Origin of the sequence: Mesorhizobium sp. M7D.F.Ca.US.005.01.1.1 (assembly GCF_003952545.1) — a bacterium.
GTDB lineage: Bacteria > Pseudomonadota > Alphaproteobacteria > Rhizobiales > Rhizobiaceae > Mesorhizobium > Mesorhizobium loti.
On record NZ_CP034453.1, the window covers coordinates 5,250,406 to 5,273,917 of the forward strand.

Genomic DNA, 23,512 nt, shown 5'->3' on the forward strand with positions numbered 1-23,512 from the left:
GCAATGTCGCACTATTGCGCCCAAACCCCACATATTCCAATCGCGAGGCAGTCGACCTTTGCCGACAAACTGAAGACGATTTACGCCGCTACTGCCGTCATCGCCATGAGTCTGCAAAGCGTCTACCTGCCCCAATTCGGGATGGCCGCCTTTTGCTACCTCGGGCTTCTCATGCTGATCCCGCTGTTAAATGCGCCGGTCAAGGCGAATGTTTTTTGGATCGTCGCTTTCCTACTCGTCGGGATGTGCGGGACTTTGGCCACCGCGGAAGATGGCGGAACCAAAGCAGTCCTAGGCACTATTGGTAGCAGCTTGGCTCTCATTCTCGTTCCAGCTTGCTTTGCCAAAGATAGTCGCCCTTTATTGGTTGGTTTGCGATGGGCGATCGCTGCGCACGCACTTATGGTCCTGTTCCAGATCTTCTATTTCGCGGCGTTCCGAACTTATTTTGACCCGCTTGCAAGTCTTGGCCTTGGTGACCAGGCGGTCATAAGTAAGAAAGGACTCGAGCTTGCCGTCGGCAAAGTGCCGCGCTTTGCAGGCTTGTCGAATGAACCGGGCACGCATTCGACCATGATCGCGAGCCTGCTTGCCGGCGAGTATGCACTTTCGCGCAAGCTCTCCAAGGTCTCAATTTTAGGAATTCTTTCCGCGATCGCGACGATGTCGCTGGGCGGCATGATGTTCGTCGCAATGTTCTATGGAGTTGTTGGGCTCCACCAATTTTTCGCTGTTCGAAAATGGAGGCTGCTTGTCGCGGCGGTCGGCATAGCGCTGCTTTCGATCATGATCTATTGGGCGTTGCTGAATCTTGAGACAAGATCGCAACTCTATGTCGAGGGAACGCAGCACGATCAGATGATGGAGTGGGCATTTTCCTATCAGCGGATAACGCTGTTTGGCCTAAGCGAAAGTCAGATACCGATATTCTTCACATTTGGCTATCTCGGCGTTGGCCTCGACTTCCTGCTCCGATACGGCTTATGGGCAGTTATAGGGGTTGCTACGTATTTGTTGAGCTTGCCGCTCTTGGGCATTGGCCTGTCGATTGTGCTGTTGGCCACAAAATTGAAACTGACATATCCTCTAGTTTTCGTCATCCTCGCAACGATCAACTTAGGCACGACGCAGAACCCTTACGCAAAGCTGCGAATTCATCCTAAGCTTCGAAATCCCCTGACCAGCCGATCGCCGAACTGACAACCCACAATCCTGCCGCATAGGCCTCCAGGATCACGCGCTCGCCGGGATCGAGGATGAGATATTTTCCCGCGCCGCCGCCCTTGATCGTGTCCGTCCCGTTGGGATCGAGGTTCATCACATGGGTCGAGTGTACTCCGGCGAAGCCGATCCGCAAGCCAGGCACGGCCGGGGGCAGCGTATGCGTCCGCGCCGCACCGGCGCCGTTGTTGTGGCAGAAGGCGCGATTATGCAGGCCGAACAGCGTTGTGTTGGCGCCCAGGTTGATCGGCACACTCGATGTCCCTTGCAGGCCGGGATTGTCGCCGCCAATGAACCGGGTCACGATGCCGGCCGTTATGGAGCTGCCAGTACCATCGCCAACCCATTCCGACATGTCGAAACCATCAACCAGCATTTCGTCGATCACGCCACCGGTGGTCACCCGAAAGGCAATGCCAACGGAAGTCGAGTTCCTCAGGGCGATGTCCCTGAGACTGACTTTGCGCAGCCGTTGTCCCGCAGAAAGGTTGAACCGGATGCCATGCGACTGTGTGTTGCCCCTGATGCCCGTAAGGCTGAGGCTCGCTGGCGTGACGCAATTCGCGACCACGATGGCGTCGGTCGAGCAGTTCATCAGCGTGCCGGGACCGATCGCAAGCGGTGTCTGGTATGGCGCTGCGATTACGGCTGTGGCGCCGGACGTACCGCCCGCAATTGTCTCGCCACTCGAGAAGATGCCGGCCGAACCGCGCACATAGATACGCCGGGTCACGCTGCTTGCCGTTTTGGCAATCGCCGAGGTGCCGCCAGTGATTGTTTCAGCAGCCTGGAACATTCCGATTACCGGCAAGACCCGCAGCACGTTCGCGAAGAAGTCGACCAAGGTGCCCATCGCGCCGGATGAACCGCCTGTCACCGTCTCGCCGAGTTCATAGTCGACGGTTGAACCGGTGATGACGATTTCAAAATGTTGGAACCGCAGGGTTCCGGTCGAGCCAGAGGTACCACCGCTGACAATCTCGCCAGTCGCAAACGATCCAACTTGCGAGCTGAGGGCGAACTGATATTCGCCGTTTGGCTCCAATTGCAGGGCGGTGTTGTAGCGATCGATGTACCAGTTATCGAGCCGGCCCGACTGAATCTGAACACCGAAGACGTTACCGGCAGAACTGCCGGAGAGCCGGTTGCCGATCGCCTTGACGTTCGAAATAACGATCTCGCTGTTGGCGTCGGTCGCGGCTACGCCAACCAGACAGTCATTCGCCACCACGTTGGTTATGATACCTCGTGGATCTCGCGCGCCGGTCATTTCCACCCAGACACCGGCGGAGGGGCTGTCGAGATGCGCATCCGCGAAAACCCCGTCGACCAACACGTCGGTGGTGTTGAGGTTTCCCGTATAGGTCAACACGACGCCGTCGCGTTTACACTTTGCCGACCGGATGTTGCGCACGATCGGCTTGCGGACGCCGGCCACGTAAACCGTGTCGCCAAACTCGCCGCCGGTTGGCGTGACGATGTTGTAGCCGTCAATGTCCTCGATCGTTGGACTGTCGACACAGAGTGCCATCACCCCGGCAAGGCCAAGATTGCGGACTTTCACACCGCGGATTGTCGGCCGCTTCCGGCGTGCACCAGTGGAAAGGCCGGCGCGAATACCAATGGAAGCCTCATAGCCGGCATGTGATCCACCATCGATCGTCAGGTCTCCGTCGACCTGAACGTCGTCGGCAGCGATATCGATCACAGGATAGTGGCCGGTGACGGTGCCGACTGGCGCGCGCAGGGTCAGAGCCGAGCCACCCAGGCATTCGACGCGCTTCTTCGCTGTCGAGATAATGTGGTTGCCGTCGGTCTGGTAGGAACCGTCAATCAGCACATGCGGATAGCTGCCAGCGAGCAGCGCATCGATAGCAACCGTGGCGTTCGCGCCGCCGCGCGCTCCAAGCATGGATGCCGCCACGGGGATTGAGGCCAACGTATACCCCGCGAGCGTCAAGCCATCGCTCAAGGTGATCACCAGATCCCCGGCCGAGGTGCCGTTCTTGCGGTAAACCGCGCCACTGCCCGCCACCTGGTGGCTGTCGTAGAACGCGGTGCGGATGTAGGTCGGGGCGATGACCGGCGAAAATGCCTCGGCGGCAGCGAGCGTGGCGAATTGCGGATCGATCACCGTTGTCATCGCCTCAGCCGCGACATTGGCCGCGGCCTGGGCCTGGTCGATGATGTCCTGCGTGGCGTCCCGGATGTCCCCGACGATGTCGTCGGACTGATAGAAGCTGAGGACGATGTCGCTGGTTCCAATGACAGGGTTCAGCGTCTGGAAGGCAAAGCTGCCCTCACCCCGTCAACGATTTTCTAAGAAAAAATTCCTATGCCGCTTTTTCGGGCGATCCTGAAGATCTGCAAAGGCATAGCCTCGCCGCGCCCTCCGGAGCGAAAACGCCGCTCGCGCGTTTCGATCTGGATCTGGCGCAATTCCGGACGGAAAACCGTTTCACACTTTTCCTGGAATTGCTCTAGCCACGGGAGCAATCGCCATGAATGTCGCCAATCTTCAACTCGAAGGCCTGCTGATGGCCGTCGCGTCGATCAACCACCTCCTGGTTCAAAAGGGGGTGCTGACGGCGGAGGAAATCGATTTGGCGCTGCGCAAGACCGAGGCCGGCGAAACCAGTCAGGAGCGATCCGACGGCATGTCCGCTTCAAGCCGTGACGCCGTCAACTTCCCGATCCGGCTGCTGGGCCTCGCCAATCAGTGCCAGCCGGAGGCGGACATGCCCTCCTTCTCGAAGCTGGCCCGCATGGTCGGCAAGATCAAGGACCCCTACAACGACCAGCTATGAGGGCTCCAGAACGACGGACCGACACTGGCAACCCCGCGGAAATCCCGCTTTTGCCGGCTGGCTGGTTTTTGGCCGACGGCTGTGAAATCATTAGCCAACACGCATGGAATGATTCCCGTCACACGCCCTTGTGGGAGAAGACGATGGACAGACCAGCCATGGCATCCGTGTTCAGGGTGCGGCATGCACCGGCCACGGTTTCCGGGGTGCGCAGCACCGGCCAGGGCCAGGCCGACCCGGTCATCCGCGTGCGTTCGCTCGGCGAAGCGATCCGCTTCGTCGCCCACGCTTATCCCCAATACGATATCAGCGCCGTCGCCATCACCTCGAGCGATCCTTCGGCCCCTCGCCTCGGCAGCCTGGAGGTGAAGGCGCTTTGGCGTGAGTATGGCGAGCGCCTGACGCAGGAATAGCCAGGCCATTCTTTCGCGACCGCGCCGCATGGTGCTCACGCCCTGCCCGGCCATCCCAGGTTTAGCGAAAGCACCCGGCCCGGCCCGTGCACCGCCGCAAACAGCAGTCCGGCCAGGAACGAAAAATGGTCGATGAAGAAGCCGAATTCGGCCTGGTTGCCGGCCCAGTGGCTGGGTCCGTGGAAAGAAAAACCGAGGAACAGCACATAGGCGGCGGCGATCAGGGCCGCCTGGGTGAAGAAGGCGCCGGTCAGGAAGCACAGCACCAGGGCGACTTCCAGGATCGCCGCGCACCAGGCCAGGAACAGCGGAAACGGAAAGCCGGCGGCGGCGATATAGCCGGCGGTCGCCTCCATGCCCATGAACTTGAAGGTCACGGCCATCAGGAAGACGCCCGCGAAGATCAGCCGGGCGATGAGAAGGGCCGCGGTCTGCCACGGCGATTGAGTAATTTGCGACGACATGCTCGTTCTCCAGCTTTGCAGGTTGGTCGCTCCTAGGACGCGCGACGATCGCCAGGTCCGACACATCAGGCCAATTTTTTTGTCGACAAGCGCGATGCAGGCGCTCCGCCAGGGATCCGGGATGCCTCTTGAAACCATGCACCGTGCCGGCAGGACCGATTTTCGGTTTGCCGGCTGACGGTATATTATTGCCCGTTCGAAGGGGAAATGGACATGGCCAAGGCATTGATCATCAGTGCATCCCTTGATCATGAAACTTGTTGGTAACCGCGATTGTGCTATTGTTAGCCGGGGCTAATGCACAGGCGTGTACCGGTGCAGTTAATTCGGGCGGGTTTGAAATTGGGCACGAACGTCAGGTTCAGGATAAAATCCCTTGCCGTCCGGTCGACGGCACTGGAATGCAGCGGCTGCGGCGGCGCCGGCCAAGTCTTCCAATGCCCGCGCTGGACGAGTTCCAATGGCAATTGCTGCCCCGCCGGCACGCACCAGCGCGGCTGCCCCGGGGTCAGCACCGCCTGTTCCGAATGTGACGGCGACCACCTTTCCGACGCCGACCCGATGCGGCCATCGGCCTGATACAGGCTTGCGAAGCCGTAGCCGCACCTGGCGGCGTTTGACGGGGCATGGCGTTATTGTCGTGCCGGTGGAACCAGCGACGCCGATCTGTGTTATGTCCTGTTGATCGCGGGATCGGGCGTCGATGGCTGCGCGTTTCCCCGACAACAGAAAGTGAGGCCTGGGATGGCTGACGACAAGTCGAAGACGAAACAGGACCGCAAGCTGGTCTCGAGCGAAGAGCCTTACGAGGTCGCTGCTTTTGCCCGCAAATACGGCATTCCGCCAAGCGAGGCGCAGACCATCATCAAGCGCTACGGGCCATCGCGCAAGAAGCTCGATGCCCATATGGCGGCGCGCGGCTAGAGCCTTTCCCGGGATCTGGACGGGGCTCAATCCGGATGAGCCGATCCGGCTCTGTCCCGGACGAGCCGATCCGGCTCTGTTTCGGACACCTGTCCCGCCCGGCCCGCAGCGCCACGCAATGACGGAGGTTGCCATGTCCGACACCATACGCAGGACCGGCAGTTGCCTGTGCGGCGGCGTGCAGTTCTCGGTCAGCGGTGCGCCGCTGCGCATTGGTCTTTGCCATTGCAAGGATTGCCGCAAGGCCGGCGGCTCGGCCTATTCGGCCTTTGCCATCTGGCCGCGCGAGGCCTTCGAGACGACAGGCCTTGTCAGTTCCTATGGCACACGCAGCTTCTGCCCGACCTGCGGCGGCCGCGTCGCCTGGGTTGACGACAACGAGGCCGAGGTGACGATCGGCAGCCTCGACATCGCGCCGACCGATCTCGTACCCGAATATGAATTGTGGACCTCAAGGCGCGAGACCTGGCTGCATGCCTTGCCCGACACCGAACAGTTCGAGCATGACCGGCCGGCGGCGCACGACGCCGAAGTGCCGACGCCGAGGTCGCTGTCGGATGCCGACGCGGCCGAGTGAGATTTGATCTCGCCGGCAGGGAACCCACCCCTGCCGGCGACGTTATCCGGCGCCTCGTTCTTTGTGCATATCGTTTTCCCCAAAACCGCTGTGCACTTTTGGGCGACATGCATCAGTCACGGAGGCGACCGTTGAACGACAAGATGTTTCCCCGACCCATCAGGTTGAAGTTTGCCCCCGAGCGTGAGCGCGTCGTGCGCAGTGCCTGGGAAGGCCTGGAATGCCTCGGCGACTGGCCGGCCGGCCAGGGCCGGCAATACCGGGCGGCGCTGCGCAGCTGTCGCGACGCGCTGGACGGCTGGACGCCGCCGGAAAAGGCGATGCGGGCAATGATCGACGCCGCGCGCGAAGCAAAATTCCTCCAGTAGCCGGAAACGGGACATGGCCCAATTGATGTTGTCCACGCCGATGCGGATCAAGCCGCATGGTTCGGACACGATCCGCGACATCACCACGCTCGGGGATGCCAGCGAGATACTCATCGACTGGCCGCAGGCCAAGCGCGGCCCGTTCTATCAGGCCGCGCGCGAACAGGTCGAAGCAGCGTTGGAAGGCAAGGCGGGTGCCGCCGAGGCGCAGGAAGCGTTCGCCGCGCTCTGCAACCATGCCGGCGTGCTGGTTCGGTAAGGCACCAAGAAGCAGGCGAGGCACGGTGCCTCGCCTGCTTTTTGGTGCAAAATCGGTCTGATCACTCGGCGGGAAGCTCGCCTTGTACGATCGGGTTAGAGCTTTCGAAGCCAAAACTCTTTGGCGCCAGCAGAACCAAAGCAATCACAACGGCAATCGAGGCAAGCAATGTGGCCGTGGTCGCAATATCTCTCACAATAATCTCTCCAAATTCCAGTCGTGAGAGAAACGTTCCTGGGAAACCGAGGTTCCATTAGCTTGAGCGATGATACCGGCGAGCCTGCATTTATTGTTTCGGCGGCTGAGCCGGCACCTGACCCGGCTTGATCACCGGCATCTTGCCTTCATCGGGCGCCGGCGCTGCCATTCCCTGGTCGCCGGTGGCGGGCGGTTTCAGCACACCGCCGCAATCGTTGAGCTTCTCCGTCAGATTGTCGCTGCCAGGCTGCTGTTCCTGTTTTGCGCCTTGCTCCGTCCGGACCCGGCATTTATCGGCCTGCGGCGCCTGGCTGTCGTCCTGCTGGGCCGCAGCCGGCATTGCCAGCGCCAGCATCAGGCTGAATGGGACGATGGCGAGAATTCTCATCTCGGCCTCCTTCTTCCTGTCACGGCCGCCCGCGGCGACCTTTCCCTTCACAGGGACAACGCCTGTCGATGAAAAAGGTTGGCCGCTTGCGTGCCAGCCGTGTTGCAACCAATTCCGATCGCCGCCCGTTGCGCATGCCGGAGGCGACCATGTTCGATGAGTTTCAAAGCGCGGAAATCGACACCGGTGATGCCGGCATATTTTGCCTGCGTGCCGGCAGCGGGCCGCCGTTGCTATTGCTGCACGGCTTTCCGCAAACGCATCTGATGTGGCACGACATTGCGCCCGTCCTGGCCGACCGGTTCAGCGTCGTCTGCGCCGATTTGCGCGGCTATGGCGGCAGTTCCTGTCCGGCCTCCACTCCCGATCACGCGCCCTATGCCAAGCGCGCCATGTCTGACGACATGGTGGCGCTGATGGCGAATCTCGGTTTCAGCAGCTTCATGGTCGCCGGCCATGATCGCGGCGCGCGTGTCGCCTACCGCATGGCGCTTGATCATCCCGACAGCATCGAAAAGCTCGCCGTGCTCGACATCATAGCCACTGCCGATGTCTGGGATCGAGCCGACGCCAGGCTGGCGCTGGGCTATTGGCCATGGTCGTTGCTGGCGCAGCCCGAGCCGTTGCCGGAAACGATCCTGGCTGGCGCTGCCGAGGCGATCATCGAAAATGCGCTGAGCGGCTGGGGCTCATCACCGTCGGCGTTTCCAGCCGAAGTGCGTCAGGCCTATGTCGATGCCTTGCGTGACCCTTCGCACATCCATGCAATCTGCGAGGAATACCGGGCAGCGGCGACGCTTGACCGCGAGCACGACCGTTCGGACAAGGCCGCCGGCCGGCGCATCCGTTGCCCGCTGCTGGCGCTGTGGAGCGGTCAAGGCGCATTGGCCGAATGGTATGCCGGCGAAGGCGGGCCGCTGGCGCTGTGGCGCGGCTGGGCCGATGACGTGCGCGGCCAGGCGATGCCAGGTGGACATTTCTTTCCCGAGGAGAACCCGGCGCAGACCGTCGACGCGCTGGCCGGCTTCTTCGGCGAACCGGGCCAGGCCGCCCAGAAGATCCTTTCGCGCCGGTGAGCCCTCAAGGGCCGAAGGACGGCTCGGGCTCGGCAGCGGGGATTTCGGCGCCGAGCTGCGGGACGATGATCGAGTCCAGCGGCGCCGTCAGCGACCAGCTGAGATGGCCGGGGCTGCGCTCCAGCACCGCCGAGCCGTTCAGTGATTGCGGCGCGACCCGCTGCAGGACGACGGTGCCAAAACCCTTGCGTGTGCTTTCGTCCCGTCGGTCCCCTTCATACACCGGCATCGTCTCGTCCCAGACGAGATGGATTTCCCGCTTTCCCGAAACACCGGCGGCGATCTGCCAGGTGATCTCGAGCCGCCCTACATCACCAGCCAGAGCGCCGTATTTGGACGAGTTGGTGCCGAGCTCATGAAATGCCATGCCGAGATTTTGCACGGCGTTCGGCTGCAAGGTCAAAAGCGGTCCGGAGAGCGATACCTGCTCCTCGTGCCCGAACGGCTTGAGCTGCTCCTGGATGAGGTCGAAAAGGCTGGCACCGGCCCATTCCGAGTTCACCAGCAGATCGTGCGACCGCGACAGCGCCATGATGCGGGAGCGGATCAGCGCCTCGAACTCGCGTGGATCGGTCGAGCGTTTGCTCGTCTCCCTGACCATCGAGAGGATCACCGCGAACTGGTTCTTGACGCGATGATTCACTTCGCGCAGCAACAGCCGGATCCGGCGCTCGCTCTCCTTGCTCGCGGTGATGTCGCGGGCGATCTTGGAGGCGCCGATGATCTCGCCCGATTCATTCCTGATCGGCGAGACGGTCAGCGAAACGGCAATGATCCCGCCATCCTTGCGTCGCCGGATCGTCTCATAGCTGGCCACGACTTCGCCATTGCGAACCCGGCCGATGATATCGGCCTCTTCATCCTTGAGATGGTCGGGAATGAGCATCAGCACGGATCGGCCGACAGCCTCCTCGGCAGCATAGCCGAACATGCGCTGCGCCGCCCCGTTCCAACTGGTGATGACGCTGTTCAGGTCCTTGCTGATGATGGCGTCGAAAGACGACTCGACGATCGCCGCCAGCCGAGAATCGGCGGTGATATGGATCAGGCCGCTGCTTGCCAATTCCGTCATTGCCCCCACCTTCCCCATATCACGTCGACCGCCTTGCGTCTCGCGGTCTCGCAACCGCCCTTGGGGCCCACGCCCAGCAATGCGTGGCGGAGCATTTTGGTTGCAATCGGCACGCGACATTGCGCGGGCGCGAAGTAGCGCCCGGGAGCCAACTCACAATCAGTTCGGTTTGGAGATGACACGGTCGGGAGCATCCAAGGGAGGATTGGCGGCGGGGTCCCGCTGCGGGCAATCCTCATAGCGGTGGTCGCGGCCGCCGCAGAAGGAACAGCACATGGCTTCGCGATCTCCGTTTCCGGGCCGCCATTGCGGGGTCTCGTAGGGCTTCCTGCCATCCATCCCCAGCAATGCGCGACGGACCATTTGGTTGCGCCGCCGAAGACGGCCAGCCGGCTGTTGCGGAACCACCGGCCGGGATGCAAGTTTCGCGTGACACATCAGCTTGAGGAAACCGCCATGCCGATGCGCCGAATTGCCTCGATGACGGCAGCGATCCTGCTTGCCGCGACCGGCCTGGCCGACGCTCGGCCCGATACCCGCACGATGAGCTGCGACCAACTCCAGCAGCTGATCCAGGGCCATCGCGCCGTGGTGCTGACCACCGGCCCCAACACTTATGACCGCTATGTCAGGCAGTTCGGCAACGAATGCGACTGGCCGGAGGTACCGATGTCGGCCTACGTGCCGACCCGTGACGGAAGCTGTCCGGTCTACCGCTGCGAGGAACCGGTCAACAACTTCCCGAACTGATGTCGCTTGCCAGCAGCCTTTGCCGCTGCACCGCGTTGATCCCGGCGCGCGAACCGGCTAGGGGTGTGGGCGCAGTTGCTTTCTCCCGCTTCGTCTAATGGTAGGACAGCGCCCTTTGAAGGCGTGAATCGTGGTTCGAGCCCATGAGCGGGAACCAAAATCAAGCGCTTGCAGGCCTCGACCACAGAGAGCCGAAGCGGCGCGCATGGCCTAGCCCGCCGATATCAAATACATCAACACGCTCACTATGGCAGTGACTGCCGCCCCACCCAAGATCAGCGCCAGGTGTCTCCGCTTGCGGGTCTTAACCGGCTGCTTTCGATCTGTGCTGGCGTAGGCACTATAGAGCCGCCGACCGTCCTCTCCGAACCGATCGCTGTTCGGGTAGGCCTTTTTCAGTTTTTGCCGGGGGCGAAGAAAGCTCACCTGATCCTCCAGAGAAACCGCTCCAACCCATGCTTATTAGCACATGCTTGTATTTCCCTTGAAGCAGGATCATCATGTAAGCTGTTAGCGGCTTGAAGGGGTGCAGCGCCATGGAACTGAGTTGTTTTGACCAGAGCGGGGGCATCTTTGCCTCGACAATGCTCCTGAACATCACGGCGGTTTTCATGATTTTGGCAGCATTTGCCGCCGTACGGCTGACTGCAATGTCAGGCGAACGTTCTATCGACCAGCTCCAGACGGTGTAGCCCGCGAGGTGCCTCCCGTCCGGGAGATGGATATGTCCGGGAGAAAAATGATTGCGGTCAAGGACTGGTCTTGCGGCATGAGCGACGAGCTTGGCCGTGTGGTCCTGACCATCAACCCGACTGAAGGTGAGCCAATCCTGGTTTTGCTGACAATTTTCCAGGCGGCAAAAATGGCCGGGGAATTGCGGGCGCCGAAACTCGTCCCCCTCTCACCTCGGTGACGCTCGAGGGAAGAAGCCGTGGTTCGAGCCCATGACCCCGCCAGGCAATATGAATCCGTTTTCTAGCAACAGCGAAACCAAGGTCGCATTTCCACGTTGAGCCTCGTTCGACGTGGAGTTCAAAGAATGGATTCGGCAACCCAGGCAGTGATGCTTTTGCTCTCCTGCAGCCAAGGAGAGGCGTCAATATGCAAGCCCGTCGATATGGCGCCGACACTGTACGCATCCCTCGATCGATGCCAAGCGTCTTTGGCCGACAGGTTGGCAAGCTCGCCCAACGGCGAAATCGTCGGAAGGTGCCGGTCAATTGATCCCACCGTCACTGCTTCACTTCCGGCAGACTACACCACGGTCGTGGTCACGCGAGGCATTGGGAACGGCGCTGCGACGAGCTATCTCGTGCCGCGGGCGGCAAAATGATTGAAGCTTGGCCATCATCAACGCTGACGCTGGTCTTGGTGGCGCAACGCCTATGGCAATGAGGTCAAGCTCGCCGGGGCAGCCCCAACGCCTCCCCGGCGAGCCTGCTGCTCCGCTACGATGAACAATGGAGCAATTACTGCTCTACGAATTCGGGCGCCATTAAGTTGCATCTGGCGCTCCTGAAACCATTTCGCGGACCCTGCGTTGATGGGCGGGGCACCCGCCAGACCAGGAGACATCTCATGACCGTCAACTGCCGCATATCCATCGACAACCGGCCGGAAGCCACCGATGCCGTTTTCCAGGCGGTTCCCCGGATCGGCGAAAGCGTTTCCCTGTCGATCAACGGAAATGCGCAGGATCTGCGGGTATCGCGTGTCGTGCATGTGACCAACGGCACGCTGGAAGGTGCCGCGATCGTCGTCGAAGTGACGACCAACATTCTGTAGAGCCTGGAGCAGGCAGGCTCCGGCACACCAGCCGGCGCCTGCCCGCCGGTCGCGTCCAGCAGACCGGCGGCCGCGCCTATTCCTTGCCGGTGTCGGCAATCCCGTTGCCGTCCGTAGGCAAGATGCCAAAATCCTGCGACTTCACCCCCTGCTCCGCCGTCAGGAACCCATCCGAGGCCAAACCGCGCCGCAGCAGTTCCCTGACTGCCGCCGAGCGGCTCGGCATGCGCTTGTCATAGCGCCAGTTTTCCAGCGCGGCCAGTTCGTCTGATGTCAGCATGATTTGCAGTCGTTCGGGGCGTTCCAGTTCAGCCATGGCGCTTTTCTCGCTCAAGACCAAGAATACGTTGAGTTAGTATCTACCTCACTCCACTTATAGTTAGGATAGGCCGCATAACGCGTCAAGAGCGTGCGATGGGTGAATGACGCATCACGCGCATGATGAGGATTCGGCGCTGGACATGCATTTGTGTAACTATTCTAACTAATTGATTTATTTAGATAATATTTATATTGTTACTTGCCATCGCTGAGCAGCCGGCGCATGGTCGACTATGGAGAGAAAACCGTTCCCTTTGGGAGGTTTCTATGCGGTACAATTACTCGACGCAACTGCGCGGTGACGTCAGTTCAGCGGTCCTGATGGCATTCAACAAGACCGGCATCGTCAACATCACGGCGGTGGCCGAACACGTCAGGGTCAAGAATCTGGCCGAGAACGTCGCCCTCGAAGACATCGAATATCTGGTCCTGCAGGCGGCCCAACTCATCGGCGTGGCAATTGAATTCGACGGCATGGCCGGTATGTTCGTGGACGGCCTTGCTGGCGAGGATGGCGAACGTCTAAACGCCTCGGTTGATCTGCCACACCCGGCCTCCCTGCAGTAGGGAGCGGGCGCAGAAGCCCTGTTTTGTCGTAGCCGCGTTCGACTACAAGGCAGGGTGCCCCCTCAAGAGGCGCCCTGTTGTTGTTTCTGGAGATGATGATAGTCCTAGTAGTCAGATAGCTGCTCAGGCGGAGGCCGCGATTTGCGAGGCGAAGTCGCGATATGGGCGCAGTGGGCGGCCCAAAAGCGCCGTCAGTCGCTCGACGTCGCCGGCCTCAGGCAGCATCCCGTCGGTCAAGAACCGCTCGCCCATCAGGCGCATGTCGTACGCCATCCAGGCAGGCAGGAACTGCTTCAGATTTTGCTCAAAGCCCTCCGTATTGTCGCCGCCGTAGTTGATCGGGCGAGCGAGCACGTCTGACCAGATGGCGGCGATGTCCGTCCCGGTCAGTGTCTGCGGACCGACGAGGTTGATCCGGTCGAGCGCAAGCGGCTCTGCGGACTGTTCGCGGCGCAGCAGCTCAAGGGCGGCGATCTCGGCGATATCACGGGCGTCGATCATCGCAAGACCCTTGGCGCCGATCGGCATTGGGTAGGTGCCGTAGCCGGTGATGATGTCTTCGACCATCAGATCGTTCTGGATGAAGTAGGCCGGGCGCAAGATCGTAGCCTTGAAGCCCATCTGCTCGATCATTCGCTCGACGCCGAACTTGCCCGCGAAATGCGGCACGTTCACATAGACGTCGGCGTGGATCACCGAGAGATAGACGATCCGCTCGATGCCGGCCGATCGGGCAACGTTCAGCGCGACCAAAGCCTGGGTGAATTCGTCTGGAACCACGGCGTTCAAGAGGAACAGCGTGGAAACCCCAGACATGGCTTTGCGCAGCGAATCGACATCGAGAAAGTCGCCTTTCACGACGGACACGCCTGCCGGGAAGCCGGCTTTCGACGGATCGCGGACGAGAGCACGGACATCGGCGTCGCGCTTGACGAGGTGTTCGACGACCTGGCGGCCAATATTGCCGGTGGCGCCGGTAACGAGAATGGTCATGGGAATTTCTCCTGTTGGGTTGCTTGACACGCCCAATATGTGCGGCTCACAAACAGTCCAACAGACAGAGATTTTGGACGCACCGTCCCACTGGTGGAACACTCATGGATCTTCTTGCGCTGGCCGATTTTAATCTCGTTGCCCGCCATGGTGGCTTCGGCAAAGCGGCAAGGGCCACCGGCCGGCCCAAGGCAACGCTGTCCCGGCGCGTTGGAGACTTGGAAAGCAGTCTCGATCTGCGCCTGTTTGAACGGGGTGCGCGTAACCTGAAGCTGACCGAAGAAGGACGGGCGCTCTTCGAGCGGACGGGGGCATTGCTTGCCGAACTGGACGAGACGGCTTCGGCGATTGCCTCGGGCGGTCAGAGACCCAAGGGCAGACTGCGGATCAGCGCACCTCTCCATTTCTCGCAGACCGCTATGGGGAGGATCGCCGCGGGGTTTGCCCTCAAATATCCGGAGGTGAGGCTTGAAGTGACGACTGAGGACCGGGCTGTCGACATGATCGAGGAAGGCTACGATCTGGTAATCCGGGTCAATCCAGATCCCGACGAAAGCCTGGTCGGACGGGCGTTTCTCCGCGACCGTCTGATTGTCGTGGCGAGCCCCGACCTTCCTCGCACGACCGGTCAGCGCGCCGCCCCTGGCGTTGCGCGAGGGGCAGGCGAACCGCAAACATGGCACGTGAAGACACCGGGTGGCCGGTCAACAATTACAATCGAGCCCGTCCTCGTTTTGTCAACGCTCATCATGGTCCGGGATGCGGTGCGAGCCGGCGTCGGCGCTGGACGGCTTCCCATTTCGTTGGTGGCCCACGACCTGGCTGACGGTACACTGGTGAATTGGGGCGATATCGACGGCCCCGAGATCGCTCTATGGACGCTCTACCCATCCCGGCGGCTGCTCAGCGCGCGCGTGTCGGCCTTCCTGGACTTCCTGAAACAGGCCTTCCCAAATGGGACGCCGGACGAACTGGCCGCCTATATTGGCAGGTGATGCTGGGCCGCTTTCGACGGCAAGAATCTTCTGTTTGGTCGGGACGATTTTTTCCGGCGGAACAAGTTGGACTGACGGAAATTATCCTGTCGCCTTACAAGAGGAGGACGTCGTGAAAGACCTGCGCAGTCTCCTTGCCGAATTGTCATCCAGCTGGCTCAAGCGCCGCAAGGCGCAATCGCCCAATACCGTGAACACGGTCAAGGCCGCACCCCGCCTCGCCGAACAAACGACAAGGCAGCGTGCTGCCCACAAGCCCAAACCACCGCCCACCCGCGACGTCGCCTCGAACATGTGAGTGACGCCGAAAGGCGAACAGACCGGGCGTCTCTCGATGTGGATGGTTCGTTGAAACGCCTGCTTCGGAACTTTCACGCCAGAGTGACGAAACCTTGGACTGCCCAAAGCGTTTATCGCTTCAGCCAGTCGAGGTTCCAATGCAAACTGCATGGTTTTCCAAACCCGTGGCGGTGTCTGTCGGTGTCACCGGTTCCATCCGCCATCTGTCCAACACGCAGCAAGCCATTGAATTGCTCACGACACACTGGCGTGACGCCGGCAGTCCAAAACATCAATCGGCATTGCGCGCCTGCCGCCGGGCGACGAGCGGCGATGTTGCCGCCGAGATCGCCAGGGAGGCGCTTGTCGAAGCCGCGCGTGAAGCCCACATCCTTGTCGAGTAAGGCGTGTCGACAAAATCAGCCAACGCCATAGTTTCTGCAACCTCGCCGGAGAGCGCCCCGATGACTCTGAAAACACGCAAGCTCGGCAGCCAGGGGCTGCGGGTCTCGGCCATCGGCCTCGGCTGCATGGGCATGAGCCAGTCCTACGGCCCGGCCGACGAGGCCGAATCCATCGCCACGCTGCACCGCGCCATCGAGCTTGGCTGCACTTTCCTCGACACCGCCGAGGTCTATGGCCCCTACATCAACGAAGCCCTGCTCGGCCGGGCGTTGAAGGGCAAGCGCGACCAGGTGACCATCGCCACCAAATTCGGCTTCCGCATCGAAAACGGCAAGCAGGTCGGAACCGATAGCCGGCCCGAGCACATTCGCGAGGCCGTGGAAGCCTCGCTCGTCCGGCTCGCCACCGACCATATCGATCTGCTCTACCAGCACCGCGTCGATCCGGCGGTGCCGATGGAGGATGTCGCGGGCGCCGTCGGCCAACTGATCGAGCAAGGCAAGGTGCGCTTCTTCGGCCTGTCGGAGGCGGGTGCGGCCAACATCCGCCGGGCGCATGCGGTGTATCCGGTGTCGGCGGTGCAGAGCGAGTATTCCCTGTGGGAGCGCAATCTGGAGCCGGAGATCATCCCGCTGCTTAGACAACTCGGCATCGGCCTGGTGCCGTTCTCACCGCTCGGCCGTGGTTTTCTCACCGGCGAGGTCAAACGTGCGGAGGACTATTCCGAAGGCGATTACCGCCGCAACGACCCGCGCTACCAGGGCGAGAACTACGACGCCAATGTCGAGGCGGCGGCCAAGGTGCGCGACATTGCGACGGCCCGCCGCGTCAAGCCCGGACAGATAGCACTGGCCTGGCTGCTGGCGAAGGGCAACGGCTTCGGCCTCGACATCGTGCCGATCCCAGGCACCAAGCGGATCAGATATCTGGAGGAGAACGTAGCCGCCGCATCGCTGATGCTCGACGCCACTGAGATGGCCGCGCTCGACGAGGCGCTCGCGCCGGGAAAGATCTCCGGCCCGCGCTACACCGAGCGCGCCATGGCCATGGTCGATCGGTAAGAGGCGCTCTGGATAATCAATCGGCATTTTGGGTTTACATCGGCGGCCAGGCACCTAGTTTTAGGGTTTCGCGCCGTGCACCTGAGTGCGTGGATGATCGAGAACGGGACCGTGAACCTCAGCCGGCCCCCTCAAAAACTTCCGAAAGGATGACTGCTATGACACAGGCCAAGAATGGCGACACCGTGCGCATCAACTACAATGGACGCCTAGTCGACGGCACTCAATTCGATGCCTCCGGCAGCGAACCGCTGCAATTCACGCTGGGTGAAGGACAGGTGATCTCCGGTCTTGAAACCCATGTCGAGGGCATGGAGGTGGGTGCGAGAAGCACCGTCACCGTTCCCGCCGACGCCGCCTATGGCCCCCACCGCCCCGAAGCGGTCGTGACCATCGACCGCGCCAAGGTGCCAGACAACATCAACGTCGATATCGGCACTCGATTGCAGGTCAGAACCCGCGACGGGCAACCCATGCCGGTAACAGTCGTCGAAGTGGACGACGCCAGAGTCAAGCTCGACGGTAACCATCCACTGGCCGGGCAGGATCTGGTGTTCGACGTTGAACTGGTCGAGATCGTAAAGGCGGCGTAGCTGTCCATGCGGCCAAGGCCGCGGTGGCTATGATTTCGGGTGACGCGCTCCGCCGAAGGTTTCGGCGGCGCGCCCTGCTTCCCCGCTTGGGGCGGCTCGGTGGCGTAGATTTATCGGCCGGCGTGACTACGTCCGAGGTCCGCTCTGTTGAAGCTCACGCTTGCCTTTTGTTGCGCGTGCCGGAGCCCCACAGCGCGCGCCGGAGCAGGTTGCGCCTGCCCTTGCGCTGTCCCAGGTCGACATCGCTGACGAGCTTTGCCCCGCCCGCGCGACGCTCCAATGTGATCTTGCGACTGTGGAAGGCCTCCAGCTCGGCGCGATGCGCCACGCTTATGATGGTGACGTCAGGCAATTCGCGGATCATAGTCTCCATCATCTTGTCCTGGCTCTTCTCGTCGAGCGCCGAGGTCGCTTCATCCAGCACGACGATGTCGGGGCGGTGCAGCAGCAGGCGCGCGAAGGCGAGGCGTTGCTTTTCGCCGCCCGACAGCGTCTGGTCCCATGGCGCTTCTTCCTTGATCCTGTCGGCAAGATACGCAAGGCCCACCTTGTCGAGGGCGGCCTTGATCTGTTTGATCGTCCACTTATCCGCCGCCGCAGGATAGGCGACCGCGCGGCGCAGGGTCCCCGAGGGGATGTAGGGACGTTGCGGCAGCATGAACAGACGCCTGCCGGCGTGGAAATTGACGCCGCCGCCGCCCCACGGCCACAGGCCCGCAATGGCCCGCACCAGCGTCGACTTGCCTGAGCCGGATTCGCCCGCCACGAGCACCCGCTCACCCGGTTCGATCGCAACCTCGGTCTCCTTGACCACGGAGGTGCCGTCGTCCAGCGTCACCGCGAGATTGTCGAGGACGAGCATCGCACCGTCATCGGTTTCACCGTGCTGGATGCGCCCAAGCGCGTCGCTCTGCTCGGCACGCTCGAGCCCGTCGAGCGACATCATCAGCGAGGCTATGCGCCGCGCGGAGGCGTTCCAGTCAGCAAGACGCGGGTAATTGTCGACCAGCCATCCGAAAGCGCCTTGCACGATGCCAAAGGCAGACGCTGCCTGCATCACCTCGCCAAGCGTCATTGAGCCTTCGAGGAATTTTGGCGCACACAGCAGGATCGGCACGACCGGCGCAAACAGGCTCGATCCCTGCGACACCGCCGCCGTGCGCATATGCTGGCCGGTCAGCAGCGCCCATTGCCTCAGCACATGGCCGAAATTCCTGTCGATGCCGCTGCGCTCCTCCTCCTCGCCGCCCAGCAGGGCGATGCTCTCGCCGTTTTCGCGCACGCGCGTCAGCGTGTAGCGCAGTTCGGCCTCCGCCTGGTTCTTCCGCTCGGAGAGCTGGACGAAATTGCGACCGATGACCACCATCGAGGTCGAGGTGATGGCGGCATAGATTACCGCGGTGATGACCAGGAAGCCGGGAATGGTGATGCTCTCGCCGCCGATCGGCAGGGTGAGCGCGCCACCGATGGTCCACAGCACGACGATGAAGGTCGAGGCCGACAGAAACGCGTTGAGAACACCGGAGATGAAATCGACCGGCGACTCTGTGGCGATGCGCAAATCCTCGGTCATGCGGGCCTCGGGATTCTGGTGGTCGCCACCGACGAGGTTCAGCTGGTAGTAGCGGCCGCTTGCCAGCCAGCGCGCGATGACCGCGGTGGTCAGCCAGGAACGCCAGCGGCGCTGGATCGTCATGCGCAGGTAGACCTGCGCGACGACAAGGCTGCCGCTGCAGATCACCAGCGGCACGAATACGGCGCTGAGGAAATAGACGCTGCCGGCGTTGCGCTGCTCGAGGGCATCGAACATCGAGCGGTTCCAGACATTGATGCCATACTGGAAGCCGATATTGATGCAGATCAGCAGCAGCACCCCGATCGTCAATGGCCAGGCCAGCCGGTCGCCGCGCCGGCTCCAGTAACCGCGGGCGCTGATCCAGAAACGCCGCAGCAAATATCGCTTGCGCGCCTGCTCCGCCTCCTCAGGCGTCAGTTCTGGATCGGGTTCGACGGCATCGGGTGGCGGCGCGGCCTGTCCGTCGACCTCGGGCGCGGGCTGGCTGTCGACTTCGGGCGCGGCATGCCCGTCGGCCTCGGGCGCGGCTTGGGCGGCCGATGCCTTTTTTGGGCGCGATTTTCCAGCCCCGCGTGGCTTGGCGCCGTCGACCGATTTCGGCTTGAGTTTGGCCCCGGACATAAGGCCGATAACGGCTTAAAAATCAAAAGGTTTCATGACGTCCGATCGAGATCCGGCAGCCACGCTCTTCTGGCGCTGCGGTGCAGCACAGTTTCGCCCAGGGCCCCCCGCGGCCTCTGGCAACGGCCCGCCCTCGCACGCAGCCAAACTTACTCGATGAGCGGTGAAATCGGTTGACCAAAGCTTGTCTACCTTCTAGTAGGTAGATTGCTATCAACCAACATTGGAAAATCGGTATGCCTGTTCGAAACACCGCCACCCTCGCCCAAGCTTCCAACACATGGCTCAAAAGCTATTATTTTGTCCGGTTCGGCGTTTCCGCGGCATGGGTCGCACTGGCCTTTACCCTCGCTAAGACCATGCCGCCGTTGGCCGCGATCATGCTGGTGGCGTATCCTGCCTGGGACGCCCTTGCGAATGTCGTCGATGCCCAGCGCACCGGCGGATTGAACCGCAATAAGTCGCAGCTGCTGAATTTTGTCGTCAGCGTGCTTGCCACCTTGGCGGTCGCTGTCGCGCTAACCAACAGCATGAACGCAGTGCTCGCGGTCTACGGTGTCTGGGCTGCTCTATCTGGCCTGTTTCAACTGATTACCGCACTGCGGCGCTGGAAGACCACCGGCGCGCAGTGGGCGATGATCTTGAGCGGCGCTCAATCGGCACTGGCCGGCATCTTTTTTGTGAAGATGGCCGGCGGCGTTGAAGATATCGGCATCACGAATGTCGCGCCCTACGCTGCGTTCGGTGCTTTCTACTTCCTGGTGTCGGCAGCGTGGCTGACGGTCACCGATATCCTTCGGAAGTCACCGCGGATCGCCAGCTAGATGCGTCTTGAAGAACTGTTGATCTGCTAACGAGTGGTGCGCTGCCCTTCCTGGAGGACGGCGCATCTCCCTTCAAAAGAGATTGGCGGTCAAGCCGCGCTCCTGTTCCGCTGGCTCGGACAAACCTTGCGAGGACCGGCAAAATTTCCTACCTCAACTTACCGGAAGGGTGACAATGAACACTGCATTGAGTGACACCGCGAGCAAACTGGTTGGCGGAGCCGCCCAGCTGATCATGCGTGTCGGCTACAACGGCTTCAGCTATGCCGACCTGTCGGAGCGCTTTGGCATCCGTAAGGCCAGCATTCACCATCACTTCCCCTCCAAAGTCGATTTGGTCGTAGCAGTTGTCGAACAAGCGCGCGCCGGTATCCGGGCCCAGAGTGCGGCACTGGAGGAAGGTTCGCCGGCACTGGATCAGCTGCGGTTTTATACAGGGTATTGGGAACGCTGTATCATGGATCAGTCCGCTCCCTTCTGCCTGGCTGCCGTGCTGGCGGCCGAATTCCCGGGTCTGCCCGAAGAGGTGGCAGTTTCCGTCCGCGGTCATTTCGTCGACCTCGGCAAATGGCTGGAACGGCTTTTGGAGCTTGGTGTAAAGCAAGGGGCAGTGCATCTCGAGGCATCCCCCGAGGTCGAGGCGCAAGCTTTCATGGCGACCGTATACGGAGCCATGCTTGCCGCCCGGGCCTTCGATGACCCGGAGCGGTTCAACGTGATCGTAGAAACCCTTTTTCGTCGCATCCGCACCTGACGATGCCAAATAGCGGCGCCGAGGCGCAAAGCGGCCATGTGCGCCTTCCACCTCTGAGGATGTGTTTCGGGGCCGAACTCGATCATTCCGAGTTTCGACCTAACTCGCCGCCGCCGCCGCAATCTTCTTGGGGGCCGCCCGCTGTCGCCGCATGCGGCGTTTGGCGATGAGCTTGAGGGCAACCGGCGGCTCGTTTGACAGCGCGCCCACTACCGCGTCGACCATACCATGCGCCACGAAATCGGCGTTCATGTCCTGGGCCAGCTTGGCCGCCGTTTCCTTGTCCTCAGCAGCGGTCTCCGACCAGAACACGATTCCCACCCGAAGTGCAGCCTTCGCGCGCTTCAGCCGGCGCACCAGAAAGCGGGCGTGCTTGACCGAATCCCGGTTCAGGAAGCCGACCACGACGGTGTCGACGGTTTCGAGGTCGAGGCGGCGGATGTTCGCGGGTTCCATATCGGCAAAGCCGGCCTTCGACACTGTCGCGCCCTGGACTTCCAGCACCTGCGCCAACATCGCGGCGGCGGCATCGTCGAGCTCGCCACGCCCGCCGGCGCAAAGCACTGACATGCCGGTGCCGTCGGGCAATTCGGTCTCTTCCTCGCCGCTGGAATCGCCATCGTCGTCCCCCTCTGCGACCACGTGCGGCTCCTCCTCCTCGCTCGCTTCCTCCTGCGCGCTGTCGTCGAGGTTGGCCACCAGCGTCAGGGCACTGGCCGCCAGCTGCCGTCTTTGCAGGTCGCCCATGACGCCGCGCACCCGGTCGCGCTCGCCCAGTAGCAGTGCCGGTATGGCGACCTTGTCGTAGAATTCGACGAGATATTTCTCCTCCAGCATCTCCTCGGCGTGGTCGGTAGCTTCTTCGGGATCGCCGGCCAGCAGCCGCTGGTAGAGGCGCGCATGGGGTTCGAGCACGGGCTCGTTGCCGAACAGCACGTCGAGGAATTCAAACTGCGGCACGTGCCTGCCCAACACCACAAGGCAGACGGTTAGCGGCGTCGACAGGATCAGCCCGAGCGGCCCCCAGAGCCATGTCCAGAAAATCGCAGCGACGATGATCGCCAGCGGCGACAGTCCGGTTCGCGAACCGTAAAGCCAGGGTTCGATGACGTTGCCGGTGATCAGCTCCATCACCACGAACAGGGCGGCCGTCCACAGGACGAGCGACCAGCCCGGCGCCACGGCCAGCGCCAGGAACAGCGGCAAAAGCATGCCTATGATCGGGCCGATATAGGGAACGAAACGCAGCGCCAGCGCGAGCAGCCCCCACAGCAACGCATTCGGGATGCCGAGGACCCAGAGCCCGATCGCGATCGGTATGGCGTAGACGATGTTGACGACCAACTGCATCAGCAGATAGCGGCCCACCCGCTTGCCGGCATCTTGAAGCGCCTCGGTGGTGCGGTGGAGGTCGCCGTAGCCGACAAGCCGGATGAAGCGGTCGCGCAGATCCTCCCGCTCGAGCAACATGAAGATGACGACGACGATGATCAGCCCGGCCGACGCGAGCGGGCTGATCAGCGGCCCGACTATGTTCTGCAGGACCTGGAGCGGCCTTTCGCGCGCGACGATCTCGACGGGCACCGGCTCGCGCGGCGGCTTTTCCGGGGTGGCGGCCGGCAGCGAGGCGTCCTGCCTGTCGATCTCCTGGCCGACCCGCTCGACCACCTGGCTCAATCGGGCAATGATCCCTCCCCCGACCCCGGTTTCCTTGAGCGAACGGATCTTGGTCAGGATGTTGGTCTGGTAGACCGGGATGTTCTGCGCCAGTTCGCTGACCTGCGTGGCGACAATGAAGGAGAACAGGCCAAGCGCCGCGAAAGCGCCGAGCACGCTGGCGATGACGGCGGCAATCCGGGGAATGCCGACCTTTTTGAGCACCGAGACAAGCGGCGCGAGCGCGAAGGTCAGCAGCAGCGCAATCGCGATCGGCAGGAAAACCTCGCGCCCGAAATACAGCGCCGCCACTGTGGTGACGGTGGTTGCCACGTTGGGCAATGCGGTTCGCGGGCGGGGCGCGACGGCCGAAAGCATGTCCTCCGACCCATCAGCCGGAGACGCCATGCCGTTTCGACGATTGGCCACGCGATGTCTCCCCCTGCCACGCCGCCATGATCCGGCATATTGAGCCGGCGTGCAACTTTCTCAGTCCATCAGCGAGCGTTCCCATGTTCGACGCGATGAGATCGGCTCGCTCGACATCGTGTTCGGCGAGATCACC

At 61.9% G+C, this 23,512-nt stretch carries 29 protein-coding genes and 1 tRNA gene; 21 read left to right on the forward strand and 9 right to left on the reverse strand.

The features are described 5' to 3' along the window. Window positions 1-3: 3 nt before the first annotated feature. A complete protein-coding gene (locus EJ076_RS25425) occupies window positions 4-1,200 on the forward strand; it encodes a hypothetical protein (RefSeq protein ID WP_126069685.1) in 1,197 nt (398 codons plus the stop codon). On the opposite strand, the gene EJ076_RS25430 is transcribed toward EJ076_RS25425, so the two are convergent. Beyond that, window positions 1,160-3,364 carry a hypothetical protein gene (locus tag EJ076_RS25430; RefSeq protein WP_164548730.1) on the reverse strand — a complete coding sequence of 735 codons (2,205 nt, stop codon included), beginning with the start codon at window positions 3,362-3,364 and terminating at the stop codon, window positions 1,160-1,162. The two genes, EJ076_RS25425 and EJ076_RS25430, sit on opposite strands and share 41 nt — an antisense overlap. Window positions 3,365-3,722: 358 nt before the next feature. Between EJ076_RS25430 and EJ076_RS25435 the strand changes: the two genes are divergently transcribed. After that, window positions 3,723-4,028, forward strand: coding sequence for a hypothetical protein (locus tag EJ076_RS25435; protein WP_126069687.1), 306 nt, complete (start codon window positions 3,723-3,725; stop codon window positions 4,026-4,028). Window positions 4,029-4,171: 143 nt separating this feature from the next. Then, window positions 4,172-4,441 carry a hypothetical protein gene (locus EJ076_RS25440; RefSeq protein WP_109660915.1) on the forward strand — a complete coding sequence of 90 codons (270 nt, stop codon included), beginning with the start codon at window positions 4,172-4,174 and terminating at the stop codon, window positions 4,439-4,441. A 35-nt stretch (window positions 4,442-4,476) separates the two neighbouring features. On the opposite strand, the gene EJ076_RS25445 is transcribed toward EJ076_RS25440, so the two are convergent. Continuing rightward, complete coding sequence (locus tag EJ076_RS25445; RefSeq protein ID WP_126069688.1) at window positions 4,477-4,905, reverse strand: DoxX family protein; 429 nt, start codon at window positions 4,903-4,905, stop codon at window positions 4,477-4,479. Between the two features lie 744 nt (window positions 4,906-5,649). Between EJ076_RS25445 and EJ076_RS25450 the strand changes: the two genes are divergently transcribed. The 4 genes from EJ076_RS25450 to EJ076_RS25465 all read left to right on the forward strand — a co-directional run bounded on the left by EJ076_RS25450 (window position 5,650) and on the right by EJ076_RS25465 (window position 7,033). Beyond that, window positions 5,650-5,829 carry a DUF3606 domain-containing protein gene (locus EJ076_RS25450; RefSeq protein ID WP_024501602.1) on the forward strand — a complete coding sequence of 60 codons (180 nt, stop codon included), beginning with the start codon at window positions 5,650-5,652 and terminating at the stop codon, window positions 5,827-5,829. 133 nt (window positions 5,830-5,962) lie between these two features. Next, a complete protein-coding gene (locus tag EJ076_RS25455; RefSeq protein WP_126069689.1) occupies window positions 5,963-6,406 on the forward strand; it encodes a GFA family protein in 444 nt (147 codons plus the stop codon). 131 nt (window positions 6,407-6,537) lie between these two features. Beyond that, window positions 6,538-6,774 (forward strand): DUF982 domain-containing protein, encoded by a 237-nt coding sequence (locus EJ076_RS25460; RefSeq protein WP_126069690.1) that lies wholly within the window; start codon window positions 6,538-6,540, stop codon window positions 6,772-6,774. A 13-nt stretch (window positions 6,775-6,787) separates the two neighbouring features. After that, entirely contained in the window at window positions 6,788-7,033 is a 246-nt protein-coding gene (locus EJ076_RS25465; RefSeq protein WP_126069691.1) for a DUF982 domain-containing protein, read from the forward strand. Between the two features lie 61 nt (window positions 7,034-7,094). On the opposite strand, the gene EJ076_RS36075 is transcribed toward EJ076_RS25465, so the two are convergent. Further along, window positions 7,095-7,229 carry a hypothetical protein gene (locus EJ076_RS36075; protein WP_274533679.1) on the reverse strand — a complete coding sequence of 45 codons (135 nt, stop codon included), beginning with the start codon at window positions 7,227-7,229 and terminating at the stop codon, window positions 7,095-7,097. A gap of 90 nt (window positions 7,230-7,319) precedes the next feature. Continuing rightward, the gene (locus EJ076_RS25470; RefSeq protein ID WP_126069692.1) at window positions 7,320-7,619 is read right to left on the reverse strand and encodes a hypothetical protein; all 300 of its coding nucleotides are present in this window, start codon (window positions 7,617-7,619) and stop codon (window positions 7,320-7,322) included. Between the two features lie 149 nt (window positions 7,620-7,768). Between EJ076_RS25470 and EJ076_RS25475 the strand changes: the two genes are divergently transcribed. Beyond that, complete coding sequence (locus EJ076_RS25475; protein WP_126069693.1) at window positions 7,769-8,695, forward strand: alpha/beta hydrolase; 927 nt, start codon at window positions 7,769-7,771, stop codon at window positions 8,693-8,695. Window positions 8,696-8,699: 4 nt separating this feature from the next. Here EJ076_RS25475 and EJ076_RS25480 read toward each other — a convergent pair whose 3' ends face one another. Continuing rightward, window positions 8,700-9,767 carry a PAS domain S-box protein gene (locus EJ076_RS25480; RefSeq protein WP_109660905.1) on the reverse strand — a complete coding sequence of 356 codons (1,068 nt, stop codon included), beginning with the start codon at window positions 9,765-9,767 and terminating at the stop codon, window positions 8,700-8,702. A gap of 456 nt (window positions 9,768-10,223) precedes the next feature. On the opposite strand from EJ076_RS25480, the gene EJ076_RS25485 reads away from it, so the two are divergent. The 5 genes from EJ076_RS25485 to EJ076_RS25505 all read left to right on the forward strand — a co-directional run bounded on the left by EJ076_RS25485 (window position 10,224) and on the right by EJ076_RS25505 (window position 12,302). Next, a complete protein-coding gene (locus tag EJ076_RS25485; RefSeq protein ID WP_126069694.1) occupies window positions 10,224-10,517 on the forward strand; it encodes a hypothetical protein in 294 nt (97 codons plus the stop codon). 83 nt (window positions 10,518-10,600) lie between these two features. Next, a tRNA-Gln gene (locus EJ076_RS25490) sits at window positions 10,601-10,674 on the forward strand. Between the two features lie 379 nt (window positions 10,675-11,053). After that, complete coding sequence (locus EJ076_RS35305; protein WP_164548731.1) at window positions 11,054-11,209, forward strand: hypothetical protein; 156 nt, start codon at window positions 11,054-11,056, stop codon at window positions 11,207-11,209. A gap of 47 nt (window positions 11,210-11,256) precedes the next feature. Then, window positions 11,257-11,430, forward strand: a complete 174-nt coding sequence (locus EJ076_RS25495) for a hypothetical protein (protein ID WP_164548732.1) — start codon at window positions 11,257-11,259, stop codon at window positions 11,428-11,430. Between the two features lie 665 nt (window positions 11,431-12,095). Next, the gene (locus tag EJ076_RS25505; protein WP_126069696.1) at window positions 12,096-12,302 is read left to right on the forward strand and encodes a hypothetical protein; all 207 of its coding nucleotides are present in this window, start codon (window positions 12,096-12,098) and stop codon (window positions 12,300-12,302) included. 76 nt (window positions 12,303-12,378) lie between these two features. Here the strand turns inward: EJ076_RS25505 and EJ076_RS25510 are convergent, their stop codons facing one another. Beyond that, window positions 12,379-12,618, reverse strand: coding sequence for a hypothetical protein (locus tag EJ076_RS25510; RefSeq protein ID WP_126069697.1), 240 nt, complete (start codon window positions 12,616-12,618; stop codon window positions 12,379-12,381). Window positions 12,619-12,944: 326 nt separating this feature from the next. Here EJ076_RS25510 and EJ076_RS25515 point away from each other — a divergent pair, with 326 nt between their 5' ends. Further along, window positions 12,945-13,190, forward strand: a complete 246-nt coding sequence (locus EJ076_RS25515) for a hypothetical protein (protein WP_245462877.1) — start codon at window positions 12,945-12,947, stop codon at window positions 13,188-13,190. A 123-nt stretch (window positions 13,191-13,313) separates the two neighbouring features. Here the strand turns inward: EJ076_RS25515 and EJ076_RS25520 are convergent, their stop codons facing one another. Beyond that, on the reverse strand, window positions 13,314-14,183 hold the full coding sequence (locus EJ076_RS25520; protein ID WP_126071137.1) for an NmrA/HSCARG family protein: 870 nt from the start codon (window positions 14,181-14,183) through the stop codon (window positions 13,314-13,316). Window positions 14,184-14,287: 104 nt separating this feature from the next. On the opposite strand from EJ076_RS25520, the gene EJ076_RS25525 reads away from it, so the two are divergent. The 5 genes from EJ076_RS25525 (at window position 14,288) to EJ076_RS25545 (ending at window position 17,516) form a co-directional block, all read left to right on the forward strand. Further along, window positions 14,288-15,178 carry a LysR family transcriptional regulator gene (locus EJ076_RS25525; protein WP_126069699.1) on the forward strand — a complete coding sequence of 297 codons (891 nt, stop codon included), beginning with the start codon at window positions 14,288-14,290 and terminating at the stop codon, window positions 15,176-15,178. Window positions 15,179-15,290: 112 nt separating this feature from the next. After that, window positions 15,291-15,476: a hypothetical protein gene (locus EJ076_RS35310; protein WP_164548733.1), complete on the forward strand. Its 186-nt coding sequence runs from the start codon at window positions 15,291-15,293 to the stop codon at window positions 15,474-15,476. A 139-nt stretch (window positions 15,477-15,615) separates the two neighbouring features. Continuing rightward, a complete protein-coding gene (locus EJ076_RS25535; protein WP_109660886.1) occupies window positions 15,616-15,861 on the forward strand; it encodes a DUF982 domain-containing protein in 246 nt (81 codons plus the stop codon). 60 nt (window positions 15,862-15,921) lie between these two features. Continuing rightward, window positions 15,922-16,923, forward strand: coding sequence for an aldo/keto reductase (locus tag EJ076_RS25540; protein WP_126069700.1), 1,002 nt, complete (start codon window positions 15,922-15,924; stop codon window positions 16,921-16,923). 158 nt (window positions 16,924-17,081) lie between these two features. Beyond that, window positions 17,082-17,516, forward strand: coding sequence for a peptidylprolyl isomerase (locus tag EJ076_RS25545; protein ID WP_109660882.1), 435 nt, complete (start codon window positions 17,082-17,084; stop codon window positions 17,514-17,516). Window positions 17,517-17,670: 154 nt separating this feature from the next. Here the strand turns inward: EJ076_RS25545 and EJ076_RS25550 are convergent, their stop codons facing one another. Continuing rightward, window positions 17,671-19,713: an ABC transporter ATP-binding protein/permease gene (locus EJ076_RS25550; protein ID WP_126069701.1), complete on the reverse strand. Its 2,043-nt coding sequence runs from the start codon at window positions 19,711-19,713 to the stop codon at window positions 17,671-17,673. A 236-nt stretch (window positions 19,714-19,949) separates the two neighbouring features. Here EJ076_RS25550 and EJ076_RS25555 point away from each other — a divergent pair, with 236 nt between their 5' ends. Further along, a complete protein-coding gene (locus EJ076_RS25555; RefSeq protein WP_126069702.1) occupies window positions 19,950-20,537 on the forward strand; it encodes a DUF308 domain-containing protein in 588 nt (195 codons plus the stop codon). A 175-nt stretch (window positions 20,538-20,712) separates the two neighbouring features. After that, a complete protein-coding gene (locus EJ076_RS25560) occupies window positions 20,713-21,291 on the forward strand; it encodes a TetR/AcrR family transcriptional regulator (RefSeq protein WP_126069703.1) in 579 nt (192 codons plus the stop codon). A 99-nt stretch (window positions 21,292-21,390) separates the two neighbouring features. On the opposite strand, the gene EJ076_RS25565 is transcribed toward EJ076_RS25560, so the two are convergent. Then, on the reverse strand, window positions 21,391-23,325 hold the full coding sequence (locus EJ076_RS25565) for an AI-2E family transporter (protein WP_164548885.1): 1,935 nt from the start codon (window positions 23,323-23,325) through the stop codon (window positions 21,391-21,393). Between the last annotated feature and the right edge of the window lie 187 nt (window positions 23,326-23,512).